This is a genomic window from Pantoea sp. SORGH_AS_0659 (genome assembly GCF_031453915.1).
In the GTDB taxonomy this organism is placed as follows: Bacteria; Pseudomonadota; Gammaproteobacteria; order Enterobacterales; family Enterobacteriaceae; genus Pantoea; species Pantoea leporis.
The window spans coordinates 1280323-1295443 of the sequence record NZ_JAVJAK010000001.1; the positions used below are offsets into that span (position 1 = coordinate 1280323).

Sequence of the window (15121 nt, forward strand, 5' to 3'; positions counted from 1 at the left end):
AAAAGGGGAGCTCAGCCATGCAATTACTCACGCCACGTTTGTCCCTCAGTCGGCTTCAACCTGAAGACTGGCGGATTTTCAAAGCGGTACATCAGGACCGCGCGACCATGACGTGGGTCAGTGAAATCCCGGATGAAAACGATATTCGTCAACGCTTTACTGAGCGTCTGGCGCCATGGCAGGCGAGCAGTTTTCATATGCTGTGTCTGGTGGCGCGCATCCGGGAAACCGGCGAGCCGATTGGCCTGTTTGGCTGTAGCGCCGAGTGGCATCCTTATCGTCAGGCCGAAGTGGGTTACATGCTGCGCGCGGCGTTTACCGGAATGGGTTATGGCAGTGAAGCGCTCGACGCGCTGTGCCAGTTTTTGCTACAGGCAGAATTTCATAAGCTGAAAGCGATGGTGATTGAGGGGAATTGGCCGTCGCGCCGCATTCTTGAGAAGAATGGTTTCGTCCTTGAGGGTACGCTGCGGGATAATTATCTGCTAAACGGCCAATGGGTAAGCGATTGGGTGTTTGGCCGCCTGAATCCGCAACATTAAAAAAATTTCCGTCTGCTCTCGACAATCTTGTTATCAGCGCGTTATGTTCTTGGTGCGGTCACCACAGTGACCCACGTCGCTCGGACGGTCCGGGCGCTTACGTAAACCAGAGGACATCATGGCTGATAACAGCACACCCCGTCGTTTCTCGCGTATTGAACGCCTTCCCCCGTATGTTTTTAACATTACCGCTGAATTGAAGATGGCTGCGCGTCGGCGCGGCGAAGACATCATCGATTTTTCGATGGGCAATCCGGATGGCCCAACGCCGCCGCACATCGTCGAAAAACTCTGCCAGGTGGCGCAGCGCGAAGACACGCACGGTTACTCAACCTCGAAAGGTATTCCCCGTTTGCGTCGCGCGATTTCGCGCTGGTACGCAGACCGTTATCAGGTGGAGATCGATCCGGAATCGGAAGCGATTGTCACCATCGGCTCCAAAGAGGGTTTGGCGCACTTGATGCTGGCCACGCTCGACCACGGCGACACCGTGCTGGTGCCGAACCCCAGCTATCCGATTCACATTTACGGCGCGGTCATTGCCGGCGCGCAGGTGCGTTCTGTTCCGCTGGTAGCGGGCGTTGATTTCTTCAACGAGCTGGAGCGGGCGATTCGCGAAAGCTATCCCAAACCGAAAATGATGATTCTCGGCTTCCCGTCGAACCCTACAGCGCAATGCGTTGAGCTCGACTTCTTCGAGCGCGTCATCGCGCTGGCGAAGCAGTACAACGTGCTGGTCATCCACGATCTCGCCTACGCTGATATCACCTACGATGGCTGGAAAGCGCCGTCGATTATGCAGGTGCCAGGCGCGCGTGATGTGGCGGTAGAATTCTTTACCCTCTCGAAAAGCTACAACATGGCGGGCTGGCGCATCGGCTTTATGGTCGGTAACAAAGAGCTGGTCTCCGCGCTGGCACGCATCAAAAGTTATCACGATTACGGCACCTTCACGCCACTGCAGGTCGCGGCGATTGCGGCGCTGGAAGGCGATCAACAGTGCGTGCGCGATATCGCTGAACAATACAAACGCCGCCGCGATGTGCTGGTGAAAGGCCTGCACGAAGCGGGCTGGATGGTCGATCTGCCGAAGGCGTCGATGTACGTCTGGGCGAAAATTCCCGATCACTACGCGCATCTTGGCTCACTGGAGTTCGCCAAATTACTGATGCAGGAAGCCAAAGTGTGCGTCTCGCCGGGCATCGGTTTCGGTGATTACGGTGATACCCACGTGCGTTTCGCGCTGATTGAAAACAGCGATCGTATTCGTCAGGCGGTGCGGGGGATTAAATCGATGTTCCGTGCCGATGGCATTTTGCCGGGAACGGTGAAAGCGCTGGAAGAAGAAGAGGAATAACCATTAAGTGGGGCGACTCAGCGTCGCCCCGCCTGGCGGCTCTACAGCATCAGTACAAAAGTACCGACCCAAAGCAACAGGAAGAAAGATATTCCCATCAAAGCGTATCTCACAAAACAACTCCTCTGAGCGGCTACCCGGCGGGCGATCCCAAACCCGCGTAACCCGAACAGAATAAGAGAAAGGTGGAGTTCATCATCGCTACACGCTTTCTTCTCAGGTCGCTCCAGGCAAGCCCGAAACAGGATCGAGGGCTAATTTACGCGGATTTGTCCCAAAAATAAATAGGCCACTTCTGAGATATTGCTCACATTTTCAGCGGGTCTCAATCTCCGGTATCGCCGACATTCCCACGCGCAGTTTTGCCAGATCCGGCTGGTTCTCATCGAGCACAATTTTCACCGGTAAACGCTGTACCACTTTGGTGTAATTGCCGGTGGCGTTGTCCGGCGAAATGGCGGAAAAGGTCGCGCCCGTCGCCGGAGCAATGCTGTCGACGCGGCCGCTAAATACCTTGCCTGGCAAGGCATCCACCTTCACGCTCACTTTCTGCCCTTGCTGCACATCCGCCAGCTGGGTTTCCAGATAATTAGCGGTGATATAGGTTTGCTGCAGCGGCACCACCGCCAGCAAACGCGTGCCTGCGCTAACGTAGGCGCCGAGGCGCACCGAACGCTGACCGACCATGCCATCCACCGGCGCCACAATCCGCGTGTAGGAAAGATTGAGCTGCGCCTGATCGACGCTGGCCTGCGCGGCAGCGACATCGGCAGCGGCCTGACGCACCGCAGCTTGTAGCACGCCAACTTGCTTGACGGCGGAAGCTAGCGCCGCTTCGCTCTGGCGGACGGTAGCCGAGGCGGAGCGCTGCGTTGAGTTGGCTTTTTGCTGATCGTCTGCGGCGATGGTGCCACTTTTATACAGCTGGTTGTAACGCGCAGCGCTTTGTCCGGCGTACTGCGCGGAAGCCTGGCTCGCCGCTAACGTGGCCTTCGCCTGGTCGATAGTGGATTGCTGCTGTTCCAGCTGCGCCTGGCTACTCAAACGCTTCGCCTCGCTGACCTGCAAATTGGCCTGCGCGGTCTCTAACGCCACGCGGTAATCGCGATCGTCGAGTGTCGCCAGCAGTTCGCCGGCCTTTACGCGCTGGTTGTCTTGCACGTTGACGCTGGCGATGTAGCCGGAAACTTTCGGCGCAACCAGCGTGTAATCGGCATTCACGTAGGCATCGGTGGTGCGGTGATCGTTGCCGGTCATTGATGACCAGACAAAAAAAGCCATCGCTAATAACACCAGTAATAAGGCGCTCAACAGCACCGTTCTCTTCAAAGCAAAAGCTTGCATATCAATTATCTCGACGTCGTCGTAACAGGTTGAATCAGTGTTTGTGGTGGCCAGACGCGTTTTGGCAGCCAGGCGGTTAACAGTACAAGCAGGGCGGCGAAGGCAATCAGCATCTGGTAGCAATCACTCAGGCTCAGCACCATCGCCTGCTGTTTTAGCAAGGTGGCGAAGCCGCTGAGGTTCTCCGCGCTGCTGGCGCTGCCGTCCGGCAGCAATGGCATGCTGCTGCTGGATTGTGCGCTGTTCGGCGCCGTCATCAGCCATGAACGGCTGGCGGCGCTATCGACCAGCACGTTGGAGTGGAATTTTTCACGGTGGCTGATAAACCATTCCACCAGCGTGCTGGCGGCGATGCTGGAGAAACCGCGCACCGTGTTGAACATCGCCGAGGCAAAGGGGCCTTCTGGTGGTGCAACCACGCTGGTGGCACTCATCAGCACCGGCAAAATCACCATGGGCTGGCCGAACGCCTGCAAAATCTGAATCAGCCAGAAATTCTGCCGCGCCCAATCGGTGGTGATGTGCATGCCCATCAGGCAGGACGTCACCAACAGCGCTACGCCCGCCGTCAACATCCAGCGGCAATCCACCCAGCGAATATTCAGCAGCGCGGCAACAAAAGGCGCGATCAGCAACTGCGGCAATCCGATGGTCAACGCCAGCGGGGCGAACTGCAGTGTGCGGAAGCCTTGTACCTGCGCCAGATAGGCCGACGGCAACGCCGAACCTGACAGCGACAGAATCAGCACGCCCGCCAGCACCAGCAAGCCGTGCGCGAGATTGCGCCGCCCCAGCATCTGCAATTTGAACAGCGGCAGCGGGTGAAACCATTCATTAATAAAGAACACAGTCAGCAACGCCAGCGCGCTGAATAATAGGCCGCAAAATAACGGCGATTCGAGCCAGTCGAGTCGTTCGCCCTGCGTCAGCGTCAGAATCAACAGCGCCATACCGGAGCAGCCGGTCAGCATGCCGAACAGGTCGATCTGTTTAAAACGCTCAAGGCGCAGCGGATCCTGCGGCAAACCCCAGCTAATCAGCAGCATGGCAATCAGCATGGCGGGCACCACTTGCCAGAAGACAAACAGCCAGCTGACGTCATCGGTCCAGAACGCCGCCAGCGAAGCGGCCATATTCGGACCGAAGGTGGCGGTCAGCGCATATCCGGCTAAACCGTATAATTTGATCGGCGGCGGAAGAAAGCGCAGCGCAACGGTCATCAGCATTGGCGGCAGCGCGCCGCCAAATAACCCCTGCACCACGCGCAAGGCGATAAACAGCGTGGCGTTAGGCATCAGCGGCAGCAGCAGACCGCTCAGCATAAAACCAGCGGAGACGGTGAGCGCAAAGCGGCGCAGCGAAAAGGTGACGGCGAACCAGGGCGCAATCATCATTGCCGCCACTTCAGCGGCCTGATACGCGGAGATGATCCAGCTGCCTTGATCGTAACTGATGCCGATGGCAGCGCGGATATCGGCTAACGCGATATCGGTGACGCGATCGTTTAATCCCGATGTGAGCGCGGCAATCAGCACGCCAACCAATCCCAGCGCCAGGCGCAGAGTAAACGGATGGGGGGCCGGAGCCGCAATGGGCTGGGCGTTCATAGCAGGCTTCTCGTTATAATGTTGGTGCAGTGTATTGCGATGTGATACAGGTGGCATCTTACATATCGATATGCTGTATTGCAATGTGATACAGGGTGTAAAAGTGCGATCATTCGCGTTAAAGTAGGGCAGGCCAAAAAGGAACGCATCATGGTTGAACTTCCCTCAAGCCGTGAGGATGAAAAAGCGGGTGGCATTCAGGTCATCGCGCGTGCGGCAAAAATTCTGAATGCGCTGGGTGAACATCCCGGCGGCATGAGTTTGGGTGAAATTGCGCAGGTGGTTGATCTGCCACGCTCGACGGTGCAGCGCATTATTGGTGCGCTGGACAGTGCACAGCTGGTGCGCAGCAGCGGTGCTGGCGGGTTACGTCTCGGTCCGGCGCTGCTCAAGCTGATCTCCAGCGTGCACAGCGACGTGGTGGAAATCGTGCGTCCATTCCTCGAACAACTCTCTGCCGATATTAATGAAACGGTATCGCTGGCGCGGGCCAGCGGCACGCAGCTGGCGATCGTGCATTATGTGGTGGCCTCGCGCGAACTGCGCGTGGTGCCGCGCATCGGGCTGAATTTGCCGCTTTACAGCACATCGGGCGGCCGCGCGTTGCTGGCGCTGGAGAGCGATGAAGATGTGCGCGTGATGGTGGGCGAAGCCTATAAAGAGTTAACCGAGATGACGGTGAAAACGCTGCCGCAATTGCTGGAGCTGATTGCCGAGGTACGCGCCAGCGGATTGGCGATCGATCGCGGTGAGACGCTGGAGGGCATTTCGACCATGGCGGTCGCCATTGATACGCTGTTTGGCCGCTTCTCCATCTCATTACTGGTGCCGACCGCGCGTTTTCATAAGCAGGAAGCGCATTATCGTGAGCAAATCATCAAGTGCAAAGACGCCTTGATTCGTGAAATTGGCAAAATGACCGCTGTGGAAGGATAACCAACTGATGAAAACTTTGCTGATGGCCATCGATAACTCTCCGGTGGCGGAAAAAGTGATTGCGTTGACCATTGAACAAGCGCTGGCGCATCAGGCACAGGTCACGGTGCTGTGCTGCGTTGATCCCGCATACTCCTCCTGTAATCAACCGATAGAGATTGATGCCGGTGAAGATCCGGATGATTTTGTGGCGGCGAAAGATGAACAGAACACCGCCGAAATGGTGGTGCGCTACGCGCTGGCGCCGCTTTTGCGTGCGGGCGTGGCGGCAAAGGGTTTGATTCTGGCGGGGGAAGCGGCGGAAACCATTGTGGCGCAATCCACACTTTTGCATGCCAGCATGATCATCATGGGACGCCGTCATCTGTCGCCGTTTAATCGTCTGCTGAAAGGTTCGGTCAGCGCTGCGGTGATTGAACGCGCCAATTGCCCCGTTTTAATTGATGTACGTAAGGATTAACCCCGCTCGATGCTCTCGCTTTTTCCGATTACGCTAGCGGCGTTCGCGCTGCTGGCGATCATTATTATTCTGCTGGTGCGCACCACCTCGCTGCGACTGTGGCAAGGCGTTCTGTTGTTTATCTTGCCGCTAATACTGGCGAATTTACTGTGGTTCAGCTGGCTTCATCCACGTCAGGAGCGGCAGGCGCTGATGGAAGAGGTCGCAACCCAACTCAGCCTTGCGCCCGGTTATCGTCTGCTAAAAATTCAGGAACCTGCATTGTGGCAGTTGCTTAATCGCGAGCTGCTGCATAAACGGCTGGAAGGTGTGCCCGCCAATCAGGCGCTGGGGGATATGCGCGGCTGGTTGATGGATCTGGTTAATCAGCGTCTGACGCGCGCCAGCGATGCGGCGATCATTGATTACATCCGCGTCTCGGTCGAGGAGATGCGGGCGTTGCAGCAGCAGGAACCGCAGCGCTGCTTCCGTTTCCTCTATCCGCAGGTGAATGGCGGCGTCAATTTGCAACAGGTGTTGTCACCGGAACTGAATCAGCGCGATGCGCAAGCACTCGAAACGCTGTTGCAGCAAAGTACCGGCAATGAACAGCCGCTGGATCAGGCTGCGGCGCAGCGCGATTTACAAAGCGTGGTGGAAAAACTGTATGGCAAGTGGGGCGATCGGCTGCAACAGCTGAATATGCCGGCGGATACCGCGGTTGATCGCGGCGCAATGTGCGCGATGTCGATTGATCTCTATAGCGGCATTCTCGCATTGCCTGACAAACAAGCGGCCAATCTTTTACGTAAGATGGTCAGCCTTACCGGTTAGCAGGCAAAAAAAAGCCCGCTCAGCGCGGGCATGAAGGTCATTATCAGTATGTTTATTATTAATTCACCTGGTGTGGTGCAGACTTCGTTTTGTCTGAACAGATAATCGCACCCTTACCTTGATAAGTGAAACCGTTTGGTTTTATCGATTTGATTGGCGAAAGCTTCACTAATCCCGGACATTTCGCGCTTTATTCCTATAGATAAGCGCGGCGTTGCCTTTTAGACTGCAACGCTCAAGAGGAAACCCTAATGAAAAAAATGCTTATTAGCGCATTGGCGCTTTTTATGTTGGCGGGTTGTAGCGTCAGCAAACCAGGAGGATTTGAGCGTGTTGATGAAGATACCAGCTCAAATACCGTGCAGTATCGTTACGATCCGCACACGCTGAATAAAGACGCAATGGAGATCGACCTTGCGAATTATTGCAGCCAGCGTGGATTTGATAAGGTGGAATCACTGCCGTCGCAAAATAGCCATTTGCCCGGACTTAAGAAAGCCTGGTATCAATGTAATTACGCGGTAAAAAGCTAAAAAAATAGGGCGGGATAATTTCCCGCCCTTTTTATTTTCTTATTATTTGCTGTGTGTGCTTTGCCCAACTATCTGCGGTGTCCATGACCGCCGTGCCCATGATGCCAGCCGCCGCCACCACCATGATGGCCCCAGCCTGGGCCGCCGCCTCCACGATGATGATCGATAATACAGCCACTCAACATCGTCATAATGGCTACAACCGATGCAAGCTTAATCACTTTCTTCATGGAGAGTCCTCCTCTGTTCCAATGACGCCAGATTACAGGGGAATAGTGGAGTGAAGATGCAGGAAATGTAGAGTTATTACGGAATGTATTACGGAGTGTGTCAATTAAATGCTAAAAAAGTCGCGGTGTAAAATAAACCAATCGGAATAAGCTGAATGCCTGATAATAATAACGAGATTACTCCGAAAGGCAAGGCTTAATAATAGTGGTTCTCAATTAACGTTTTATTGTGGATCAATTGTGGAGAAATGGGATACCGCATATTCGTGCGGCATCCCAGCGAACTTAATTATGCAGTAAAGGTTCTGCCACGTTTTGGCGATTTGGCAGACGGATGCTCAGCGACAACACCAGCGAAATCACCAGCAAGGTCATAATCAGGCTGAAGGTGACGGTGAAGCCGCCAAAGGCGGAAGCAACCAGCGAACCCAGCACGCTGCCGATACCGAAGCCCAGGTAAATCAGACCATAGTTTTTGGTCAGGTTGTTCAGGCCAAAGAAATCGCTGACCAGCGATGGGAACACGGTAATGGTGCCGCCGAAGCTGAAGGCCACGCAAGCTAAGGAGAGGAAGAAGGTCGATTCACTCATATGGGTGAACAGCAAAATGCTCATGCCCAGCAGCGAGACGATTTGCGCCAGCGTAATCACGCGGATGCGCGCCATTTTATCCGAGAGCACGCCAAGAATCAGACGGCCGCTGAGGTTGGCAATTGCAATCACCGTGACCGCATTGGCGGCGGTTTGCGCGCTCAGATGCACCATGCCTTCACCGATATCTTTCGCCACGCCAATCACGTACAGGCCGCTCATGCAGGCAGTGAGGAACATCAGCGCCAGCATCCAGTACTGCGGTAAACGCACCGATTGCGCCAGCGTGTAATCTTTGGCTTCCAGCTGCGTATTACTTCTGTTCTTCTGCATCGGTGCGTCACGCATCAGCAACGCGCCGACAATGATCATGCTCATCGCCAGCACGCCCCAGATCATGAAGGTATTCTCCAGACCTTGTGCGCTCAGCAGTGCGCCGCAGATGAATTTAAAGCCGAGGCTACCCAAACCGTACGCACCAATCGAGCAGGCGGAAATGAGCCCTTTGCGCTCCGGGAACCACTTCACGCAGTTAGAGAGCGTCATCAGATAACCGGCGCCATCGGCCAATCCCACCAGAATCCCCGCGCTGAGGTAGAGCATCATCAGATTATCGGCATGCGCGGTCAGCCAGAAACCTACCGCCATCAGCATGCCCGCACCGATGGTGACGTTGCGCACGCCAAAGCGCTCCTGCAATTTCCCGGCAAGCGATGACGCAATCGCCAGGCCAAGACTGAGTAAACCGAACGAGAAAGCCACTTCACTGATCGGCGCATTCAGCTTATTTGCCAGCGGGCCGTTAAACAGGCTCCATGTATAAACCGAGCCCAAAGCGAACTGGGTGATAATAGTGCCGATAAGGGTGAGCATGCGGGTACGTTGGTCATTCGCGGGGGTTGCTGTTGTCATTTTTATCTCTCACTCGAGAAAGCGGAATCTGTGGAGATAATAAATTGCTCTCGCGCGTGCGGGGGATGCAGAGGCGTGAATGAACCGGATGGTGGAACGAAATGCAGTAAAGCGGGTATGAATGACATTGTGATGACAGTAAGTGATGTCATTTAAGCCGTAGCGGTTGCTACGGGTAACCATCTGTAAGTGTTTGTATCGATCACGCCATATCGCCTGCAAAGTTGTGGATGTTTGCCAGGCTTAAAATTCATTCAAAAGGAGGAAATATGAAAGACCGAACATATGAATCCGCGTCAAATGAGGATGAGGTTTGCTGCATTATCGGTCAGGCGGTGATCGAGTTAAGCGATGAGCATCAACCAGTGAATAAATCCACGTTGTCGTTGAAATTACTGGCAATGGCCGACCGCGACAAAGATGATGAACGCGTCCTGCTTTACTGGATTGCCAGAAAAGCCATAACTAAACCTCACCAGCTCAATATCGGCGTTCAGGGCTGGCGCTAGAGGAACAAAAGAGCGGGCGCAATGCCCGCTCTCGTTATTTATGCAGTCCGTAATCGGCCCATCGTCGGCCAGCGTACAAACATCACCATGTTCCCCGCCAGAATCATCACCAATCCGATAATCGCATTACTATGCCAGTGATAACCTTCATAAAGCGTGGAGAGCGTTAGCGCCACCAGCGGGAACAGCAAAGTACTGTAAGCGGCCTGACTGGCACCAATACGGCCCACCAGCGTGAAGTAGGCCCCAAATCCCACGACCGAACCAAATATCGCCAGGTAGCTCATCGCGCCTAACCACTGCATATTCAGCGCTGGCGCCAGCGAATCGCCGTTGATTAATGCCAGTGCGGCCATCACCAAAGCGCCATACAGCATCGCGTAGCTATTGGTGGTCAACACATCACGCTGACGGCGTTGATGGCGCAGCGAAATCATATTGCCGAAGGAGAAGCCCAGCGTGCCAAGCGCGCTGAGGCCCACGCCCCACAGCAACTGTGGAGCCGGATGCGCCGCCTGAATATCATTCCAGAACAGTGCGACAATACCGCCCAGGCCAAGCACCGCCGCTGGCAACAGGCGAAACGATGGGCGCTGACGGAAGAAGATCCAGCTGTTAAGCGCGTTATACAGCACGGCCATCGAGAAAATCACCGACTCGAGTCCGCTGCTGATCCACGCGGCAGCATGATAGAAGCAGACAAAGTTGAAGCCAAACACGCAGCAGCCCTGCAGCAGACAAAACAGATGATCGCGTTTATCCAGTATTCGCAGGCGACGCAACAGTTTAAGGATCACCAGCATCACCAGCGACGCCAGTAAGAAACGCCAAAATACCGCCACTAAAACGGGCGTATCGCCCGCTTCCTGCTGCAGGAAAATGGCAATCCAGGTGGTTCCCCAAATCATCACCACGGCAAGGTATAACATCACATTCATAGCGCACTCTCCGACATAATCTGGCCCGCAGTGTGGCGTGAAAAGCAACCTGCGGCTTGCACGTTTTTGCGCGGCAATTGCAAAATCTTGCGCTTTTTACTTCTGTGTCCGGCTGTGACCTGTTTTCTGTCTGCGGAGATCCGTACACTGGGCGCTCATGAACTTCGAGTGATATGAACCATGGCCGATTACCAGACCTTCAACATGCTGCAGCGCCACAAAGCGCAGCTGCGCGACAGTGTGCAGTTGTCGAGCGGCATTAAGCTGGCGGCCTGGTTTAACAGCGGCGATCGCGTCACCAATCTTAGCGATCATCATACGCTGAGCCTGTATACCGCCGACGGCTATGAAACCTGGCATAAAACCCAAAACGGCTGGCGCAACGGCGGCGGCCCGGATCGCTTTTGCCTGATGCCCAGCGGGGTAGAATCGGTGTGGGATATTCGCGCCGATTTGTCGTTTGTGCATCTCTATTGCACCGACGAACATCTGCGGCATTTGGGCGAGCAGATTTGGGATCGCAGTCCGTCGCGGCTCAATCTGCATGAAAAGATCTTCGCGGCGGACGATCGCATCACCCAACTTTATCGCCACTTCTTGCTGAGCACCGACTGGCAACAGCCAGCGAACCAATTGATGCTCAGCAGTGCATCAACGTTGCTGATGACGCATCTGCTGCAACGCTACAGCGATGTGCAATGGCAAGCGCCGCAGGTGCGTGGCGGACTGGCGCCCGCCGTGTTGCGGCGAGTCATGGCGTATATTGATGCGCAGCTCGATCAGCCATTAACGCTGGCGCAACTGGCAGCTGAAGCGGCGCTGAGCGAATACCATTTTGCCCGCATGTTCCGCAGCAGCGTTGGCGAGGCCCCGCATCAATATGTGATGCGCCGCCGCATGGATGCGGCGCTGCAGTTGCTGAAATTCAGCCGTTTACCGCTAACAGAAATCGCATTGCGCTGCGGTTTTCACTCCTCGAGTCACTTCAGTAACCGCTTCCGTCAGCTGCATGGCGTGACGCCATCGGCATGGCGCCAAGATCACGTCTAATTACGATCTCACTTTTAAAACGTTGTAATCGGCTGCAAGAACCCCTGTTTTTTTCTGAACACACCTCTCAATTAGGCATTCTCACACTCAGTGAGGCATTTTTTCGATGGATTTCGGAGTAGGATGCTTTGCAGGAAATTCAATCTATCCCATTGATTAAAATAACAAGTTACGAGAAGCCATAATTATGGAAAAGCGCGTGTCAAAGCTGGAAGCGGATATTCATGAAATGAAAATGGATATCGCGGTGATCAAATCGAATTACGTCACCAAAAGCGATCTTTATCAGGAGATCGGCAAAGTGCATCAGGATATTGGGAGAATTCATCAGGAGTTGAGCAAACAGACAAAATGGATAGTCGCGGGGATGCTGAGTACCGCAGGTATGACGCTGGCACTGGCTCGCTGGTTGTTTTGAGTGAATTGATGATCAAGGAGTGAACATGGAAAAGCGCGTTTCAAAGCTTGAAGCGGATATCGACGATATCAAAACCGATATGGCGCTGATGAAAACGGATATTGCGGAGATTAAATCGAACTACGCCACTAAAAGCGATCTTCATCAGGCGATAAATCAACAAACGAAATGGATTGTGGCGGGAATAATGAGCACCGCTGGACTGACACTTGCTCTGGCGAGATGGCTGTTTTAGGCGGGAGAACGATGAAAATCTGGTGTCCCCTGCAGGAATCGAACCTGCAACTAGCCCTTAGGAGGGGCTCGTTATATCCATTTAACTAAGGAGACGCCGGGCGCGCAGTATAGCGCACCGCGAACCTGATTTTAACTATGCAGCGGTTGTTTGCTCAATCTATCAGCAATTTAAGACCAGGCTTACGCCTGTTTTTGCTTCTCTTTCCGCTTCTGTTCCGCACGCGCTTTGGCTTTCGCCGCTTCACTCATATCGTTACGAATCTGCGCATGGCTGATCAACGCAAATATCAGCGTACCGCCCGTGATGTTGCCAAGCAGCGTAGGCAAGGCAAATGGCCAAAAGAATTCGTACCACGGCAGCGTGCCCGCAAACACCAGATACAGCACCTCGACTGAACCGACCACGATATGCGCTAAATCACCTAACGCCACCAGCCAGGTCATCATCACAATCACTACAATCTTTGCGCCACCCGCATACGGGAACATCCATACCATGGTGGCGATAATCCAGCCTGATATCACCGCATTAGCGAACATTTCGCTTGGGGAGTTCACCATCACTTTTTCACTGATGGCGGTAAAGGCCTGACGCGTCGCATCGTCGAATATTGGCATATGATTAAAGGCCAGCGCCCCCAATGCAGTGCCAATCAGATTGCCGAGCAGCACCACGCACCAGAGCCGTAACAGCAGCGCAAAGTTGCTGCCGGTCGGTTTGTGCATCACCGGCAAAACGGCGGTAACGGTATTCTCGGTAAACAGTTGCTGGCGCGCCATAATCACGATGACAAAGCCAAAGGTATAACCCAAATTTTCCAGTAAAAATGCGCCCGGCACGCCTTTAAGATGGACCTGAAAAATGCCTTTCGCCATCAGCGAAGCGCTCATTGACAGTCCCGCCGCAACCGCGGACCAGAGCAGCGCCATGCCGTCACGCTCGAGTTCTTTTTCCCCATCCTGGCGTATCTCTTCATGAATCGCCGCAGCCTGCGAGGGCAGGGCATCTTCATCGACTTCTATCTCCTTGCCTTGCTCCTTCTCATCACTCTCTACATCGTTGTCACTGTTTGAAATCGATGGTGATTGTTTCATGTTTTCCTCAGGTGATAATGCCATTGCGTCATAAGCGTAGCTGGTTTTTGCAAGGTCGATTTGTTACGAAGATTCAAATTAAGAGTAACGAAATTTTAACTGAGTTGGATTTTTGAGCAATTTGTTGATCTGGGGCGCACGAATACCCCATTTGGGGTAAGTGGGAGCCAGCTCACAGACTTCGGCCCACAGATTCAATGTGGTATTATCCCCGCCTCATTCATTGCCGCGATTCTCCCTTCTATGCTCGAAGTCATTAATCTCTCATGCGTTCGTGATGAGCGAACCTTGTTTCATGGGTTGAGCTTCCGCGTGCAACCGGGTGACATTGTGCAAATTGAAGGGCCAAACGGAGCCGGGAAAACTTCGCTGTTGCGCCTGCTGGCCGGATTAAGCCGGGCGGAAGAGGGCGACGTAACGTGGCAGTCACAGCCCCTTCGTCAACAGCGCGAAGTATGGCAACAAAATCTGCTCTATCTTGGCCATCACCCCGGCGTGAAATCGGTACTCTCACCGCTGGAGAACCTGCATTTCTGGCACGGTAGCAGCAAAGAAGACGCGATTTTTGCTGCGCTCGAGCAGGTCGATCTGCTGGGTTTTGAAGAGGTGCCGGTGGCACAACTCTCCGCCGGACAGCAGCGGCGCGTGGCATTAGCACGCTTATGGCTTAGCCCAGCGTCGATATGGATCCTCGATGAACCCTTAACCGCCATCGATAAAGGCGGTGTGGAAAAATTAATGGCGCGATTCGTCAGCCATGCCGATAACGGCGGAGCGGTGATTCTGACCACGCATCAGGATCTGCCCGATCACAGCGCGCGCGTGCGTAAAATTCGTCTTACTTCGGAGTGGGCTTGATGTTAGGCCGGGTCATTCAGCGTGAATTAAAAATCGCCTTTCGTAGCGGCGGGGAAGTGATCAATCCGCTGTGGTTTTTCCTGATTGTTATCACGCTGTTTCCGTTAGGTATCGGACCGGAGCCACAGCAGCTGGCGCGGATTGCGCCGGGCGTGGCGTGGGTTGCCGCGTTACTCGCCTCATTGCTGGCGCTGGAACGGCTGTTTCGTGACGATTTTCTTGATGGTTCGCTTGAGCAACTACTTCTGTTGCCGACGCCGCTGCCGATCACGGTGCTGGGCAAAGTGATTGCGCACTGGCTGATTACCGGGCTACCGCTGATTTTATTGTCGCCGCTGGCGGCATTGTTGCTGTCGCTGGATTTTGCCGGCTGGCGCGCGATGGCATTGACGTTATTACTTGGCACGCCAACGCTGAGTTTTCTCGGCGCGATTGGTACCGGATTAACCGTTGGGTTGCGGCGCGGCGGCGTATTACTGAGTTTGCTGGTATTGCCGTTGTCGATACCGGTTTTGATATTTGCCAGCGCGGCGATTGATGCCGCCGCAATGGGATTGCCGATCGGGGGTTATCTGGCGATTCTTGGCGCGATGCTGGCGGTAAGCGCAACGCTGTCGCCGTTCGCGACGGCAGCGGCCTTGCGTATCAGTCTGCATTAATTCGTGCCGCCCCAGAGCGGTCGAAATCTGAA

Annotated in this window: 18 protein-coding genes and 1 tRNA gene; 12 read left to right on the plus strand and 7 right to left on the minus strand. The window is 54.5% G+C overall.

Annotation, left to right across the window (positions count from 1 at the left end; translation table 11 throughout):
* Window positions 1–17 precede the first annotated feature (17 nt).
* Together Q3H59_RS06055 and alaC are read left to right on the plus strand one after the other, a co-directional pair.
* Complete coding sequence (locus Q3H59_RS06055) at window positions 18–542, plus strand: GNAT family N-acetyltransferase (protein ID WP_101763598.1); 525 nt, start codon at window positions 18–20, stop codon at window positions 540–542.
* Between the two features lie 118 nt (window positions 543–660).
* Complete coding sequence (gene alaC / locus Q3H59_RS06060) at window positions 661–1899, plus strand: alanine transaminase (RefSeq protein ID WP_008101332.1); 1239 nt, start codon at window positions 661–663, stop codon at window positions 1897–1899.
* Between the two features lie 41 nt (window positions 1900–1940).
* On the opposite strand, the gene ypdK is transcribed toward alaC, so the two are convergent.
* The 3 genes from ypdK to Q3H59_RS06075 all read right to left on the minus strand — a co-directional run bounded on the left by ypdK (window position 1941) and on the right by Q3H59_RS06075 (window position 4850).
* Window positions 1941–2012 carry a membrane protein YpdK gene (gene ypdK, locus Q3H59_RS06065; RefSeq protein ID WP_099686956.1) on the minus strand — a complete coding sequence of 24 codons (72 nt, stop codon included), beginning with the start codon at window positions 2010–2012 and terminating at the stop codon, window positions 1941–1943.
* A 202-nt stretch (window positions 2013–2214) separates the two neighbouring features.
* Window positions 2215–3243 (minus strand): HlyD family secretion protein, encoded by a 1029-nt coding sequence (locus tag Q3H59_RS06070; RefSeq protein ID WP_101763599.1) that lies wholly within the window; start codon window positions 3241–3243, stop codon window positions 2215–2217.
* Window positions 3244–3248: 5 nt separating this feature from the next.
* Entirely contained in the window at window positions 3249–4850 is a 1602-nt protein-coding gene (locus tag Q3H59_RS06075; protein ID WP_309833796.1) for an MFS transporter, read from the minus strand.
* A gap of 150 nt (window positions 4851–5000) precedes the next feature.
* On the opposite strand from Q3H59_RS06075, the gene Q3H59_RS06080 reads away from it, so the two are divergent.
* The 4 genes from Q3H59_RS06080 to Q3H59_RS06095 all read left to right on the plus strand — a co-directional run bounded on the left by Q3H59_RS06080 (window position 5001) and on the right by Q3H59_RS06095 (window position 7592).
* Entirely contained in the window at window positions 5001–5786 is a 786-nt protein-coding gene (locus tag Q3H59_RS06080) for an IclR family transcriptional regulator (RefSeq protein WP_210081308.1), read from the plus strand.
* A gap of 7 nt (window positions 5787–5793) precedes the next feature.
* Window positions 5794–6246 (plus strand): universal stress protein, encoded by a 453-nt coding sequence (locus tag Q3H59_RS06085; protein WP_309833799.1) that lies wholly within the window; start codon window positions 5794–5796, stop codon window positions 6244–6246.
* A 9-nt stretch (window positions 6247–6255) separates the two neighbouring features.
* Window positions 6256–7059, plus strand: coding sequence for a hypothetical protein (locus Q3H59_RS06090; RefSeq protein WP_101763603.1), 804 nt, complete (start codon window positions 6256–6258; stop codon window positions 7057–7059).
* A 251-nt stretch (window positions 7060–7310) separates the two neighbouring features.
* Window positions 7311–7592 (plus strand): membrane lipoprotein lipid attachment site-containing protein, encoded by a 282-nt coding sequence (locus Q3H59_RS06095; protein ID WP_008101319.1) that lies wholly within the window; start codon window positions 7311–7313, stop codon window positions 7590–7592.
* Between the two features lie 515 nt (window positions 7593–8107).
* Here Q3H59_RS06095 and Q3H59_RS06100 read toward each other — a convergent pair.
* Window positions 8108–9325: an MFS transporter gene (locus Q3H59_RS06100; protein WP_309833803.1), complete on the minus strand. Its 1218-nt coding sequence runs from the start codon at window positions 9323–9325 to the stop codon at window positions 8108–8110.
* 269 nt (window positions 9326–9594) lie between these two features.
* Between Q3H59_RS06100 and Q3H59_RS06105 the strand changes: the two genes are divergently transcribed.
* The gene (locus tag Q3H59_RS06105; protein WP_008101313.1) at window positions 9595–9834 is read left to right on the plus strand and encodes a hypothetical protein; all 240 of its coding nucleotides are present in this window, start codon (window positions 9595–9597) and stop codon (window positions 9832–9834) included.
* Window positions 9835–9872: 38 nt separating this feature from the next.
* Here Q3H59_RS06105 and Q3H59_RS06110 read toward each other — a convergent pair whose 3' ends face one another.
* Window positions 9873–10772, minus strand: a complete 900-nt coding sequence (locus tag Q3H59_RS06110) for an EamA family transporter (RefSeq protein ID WP_309833806.1) — start codon at window positions 10770–10772, stop codon at window positions 9873–9875.
* A gap of 180 nt (window positions 10773–10952) precedes the next feature.
* Here Q3H59_RS06110 and Q3H59_RS06115 point away from each other — a divergent pair, with 180 nt between their 5' ends.
* The 3 genes from Q3H59_RS06115 to Q3H59_RS06125 all read left to right on the plus strand — a co-directional run bounded on the left by Q3H59_RS06115 (window position 10953) and on the right by Q3H59_RS06125 (window position 12475).
* On the plus strand, window positions 10953–11822 hold the full coding sequence (locus Q3H59_RS06115; protein ID WP_277973918.1) for an AraC family transcriptional regulator: 870 nt from the start codon (window positions 10953–10955) through the stop codon (window positions 11820–11822).
* A 187-nt stretch (window positions 11823–12009) separates the two neighbouring features.
* A complete protein-coding gene (locus Q3H59_RS06120; protein WP_137386900.1) occupies window positions 12010–12240 on the plus strand; it encodes a hypothetical protein in 231 nt (76 codons plus the stop codon).
* Between the two features lie 25 nt (window positions 12241–12265).
* Entirely contained in the window at window positions 12266–12475 is a 210-nt protein-coding gene (locus Q3H59_RS06125) for a hypothetical protein (protein WP_192411441.1), read from the plus strand.
* A 20-nt stretch (window positions 12476–12495) separates the two neighbouring features.
* Here the strand turns inward: Q3H59_RS06125 and Q3H59_RS06130 are convergent.
* Both Q3H59_RS06130 and Q3H59_RS06135 read right to left on the minus strand, forming a co-directional pair.
* Window positions 12496–12570: transfer RNA gene (locus Q3H59_RS06130), tRNA-Arg, on the minus strand.
* A gap of 87 nt (window positions 12571–12657) precedes the next feature.
* Window positions 12658–13572, minus strand: a complete 915-nt coding sequence (locus tag Q3H59_RS06135; protein ID WP_137386225.1) for a formate/nitrite transporter family protein — start codon at window positions 13570–13572, stop codon at window positions 12658–12660.
* Window positions 13573–13815: 243 nt separating this feature from the next.
* Between Q3H59_RS06135 and ccmA the strand changes: the two genes are divergently transcribed.
* Both ccmA and ccmB read left to right on the plus strand, forming a co-directional pair.
* Window positions 13816–14430: a cytochrome c biogenesis heme-transporting ATPase CcmA gene (ccmA, locus tag Q3H59_RS06140; RefSeq protein ID WP_192411448.1), complete on the plus strand. Its 615-nt coding sequence runs from the start codon at window positions 13816–13818 to the stop codon at window positions 14428–14430.
* Complete coding sequence (gene ccmB / locus Q3H59_RS06145; RefSeq protein WP_192411449.1) at window positions 14430–15089, plus strand: heme exporter protein CcmB; 660 nt, start codon at window positions 14430–14432, stop codon at window positions 15087–15089. Before ccmA ends, ccmB begins: the two co-directional genes overlap by 1 nt.
* The last annotated feature ends 32 nt before the right edge of the window (window positions 15090–15121 follow it).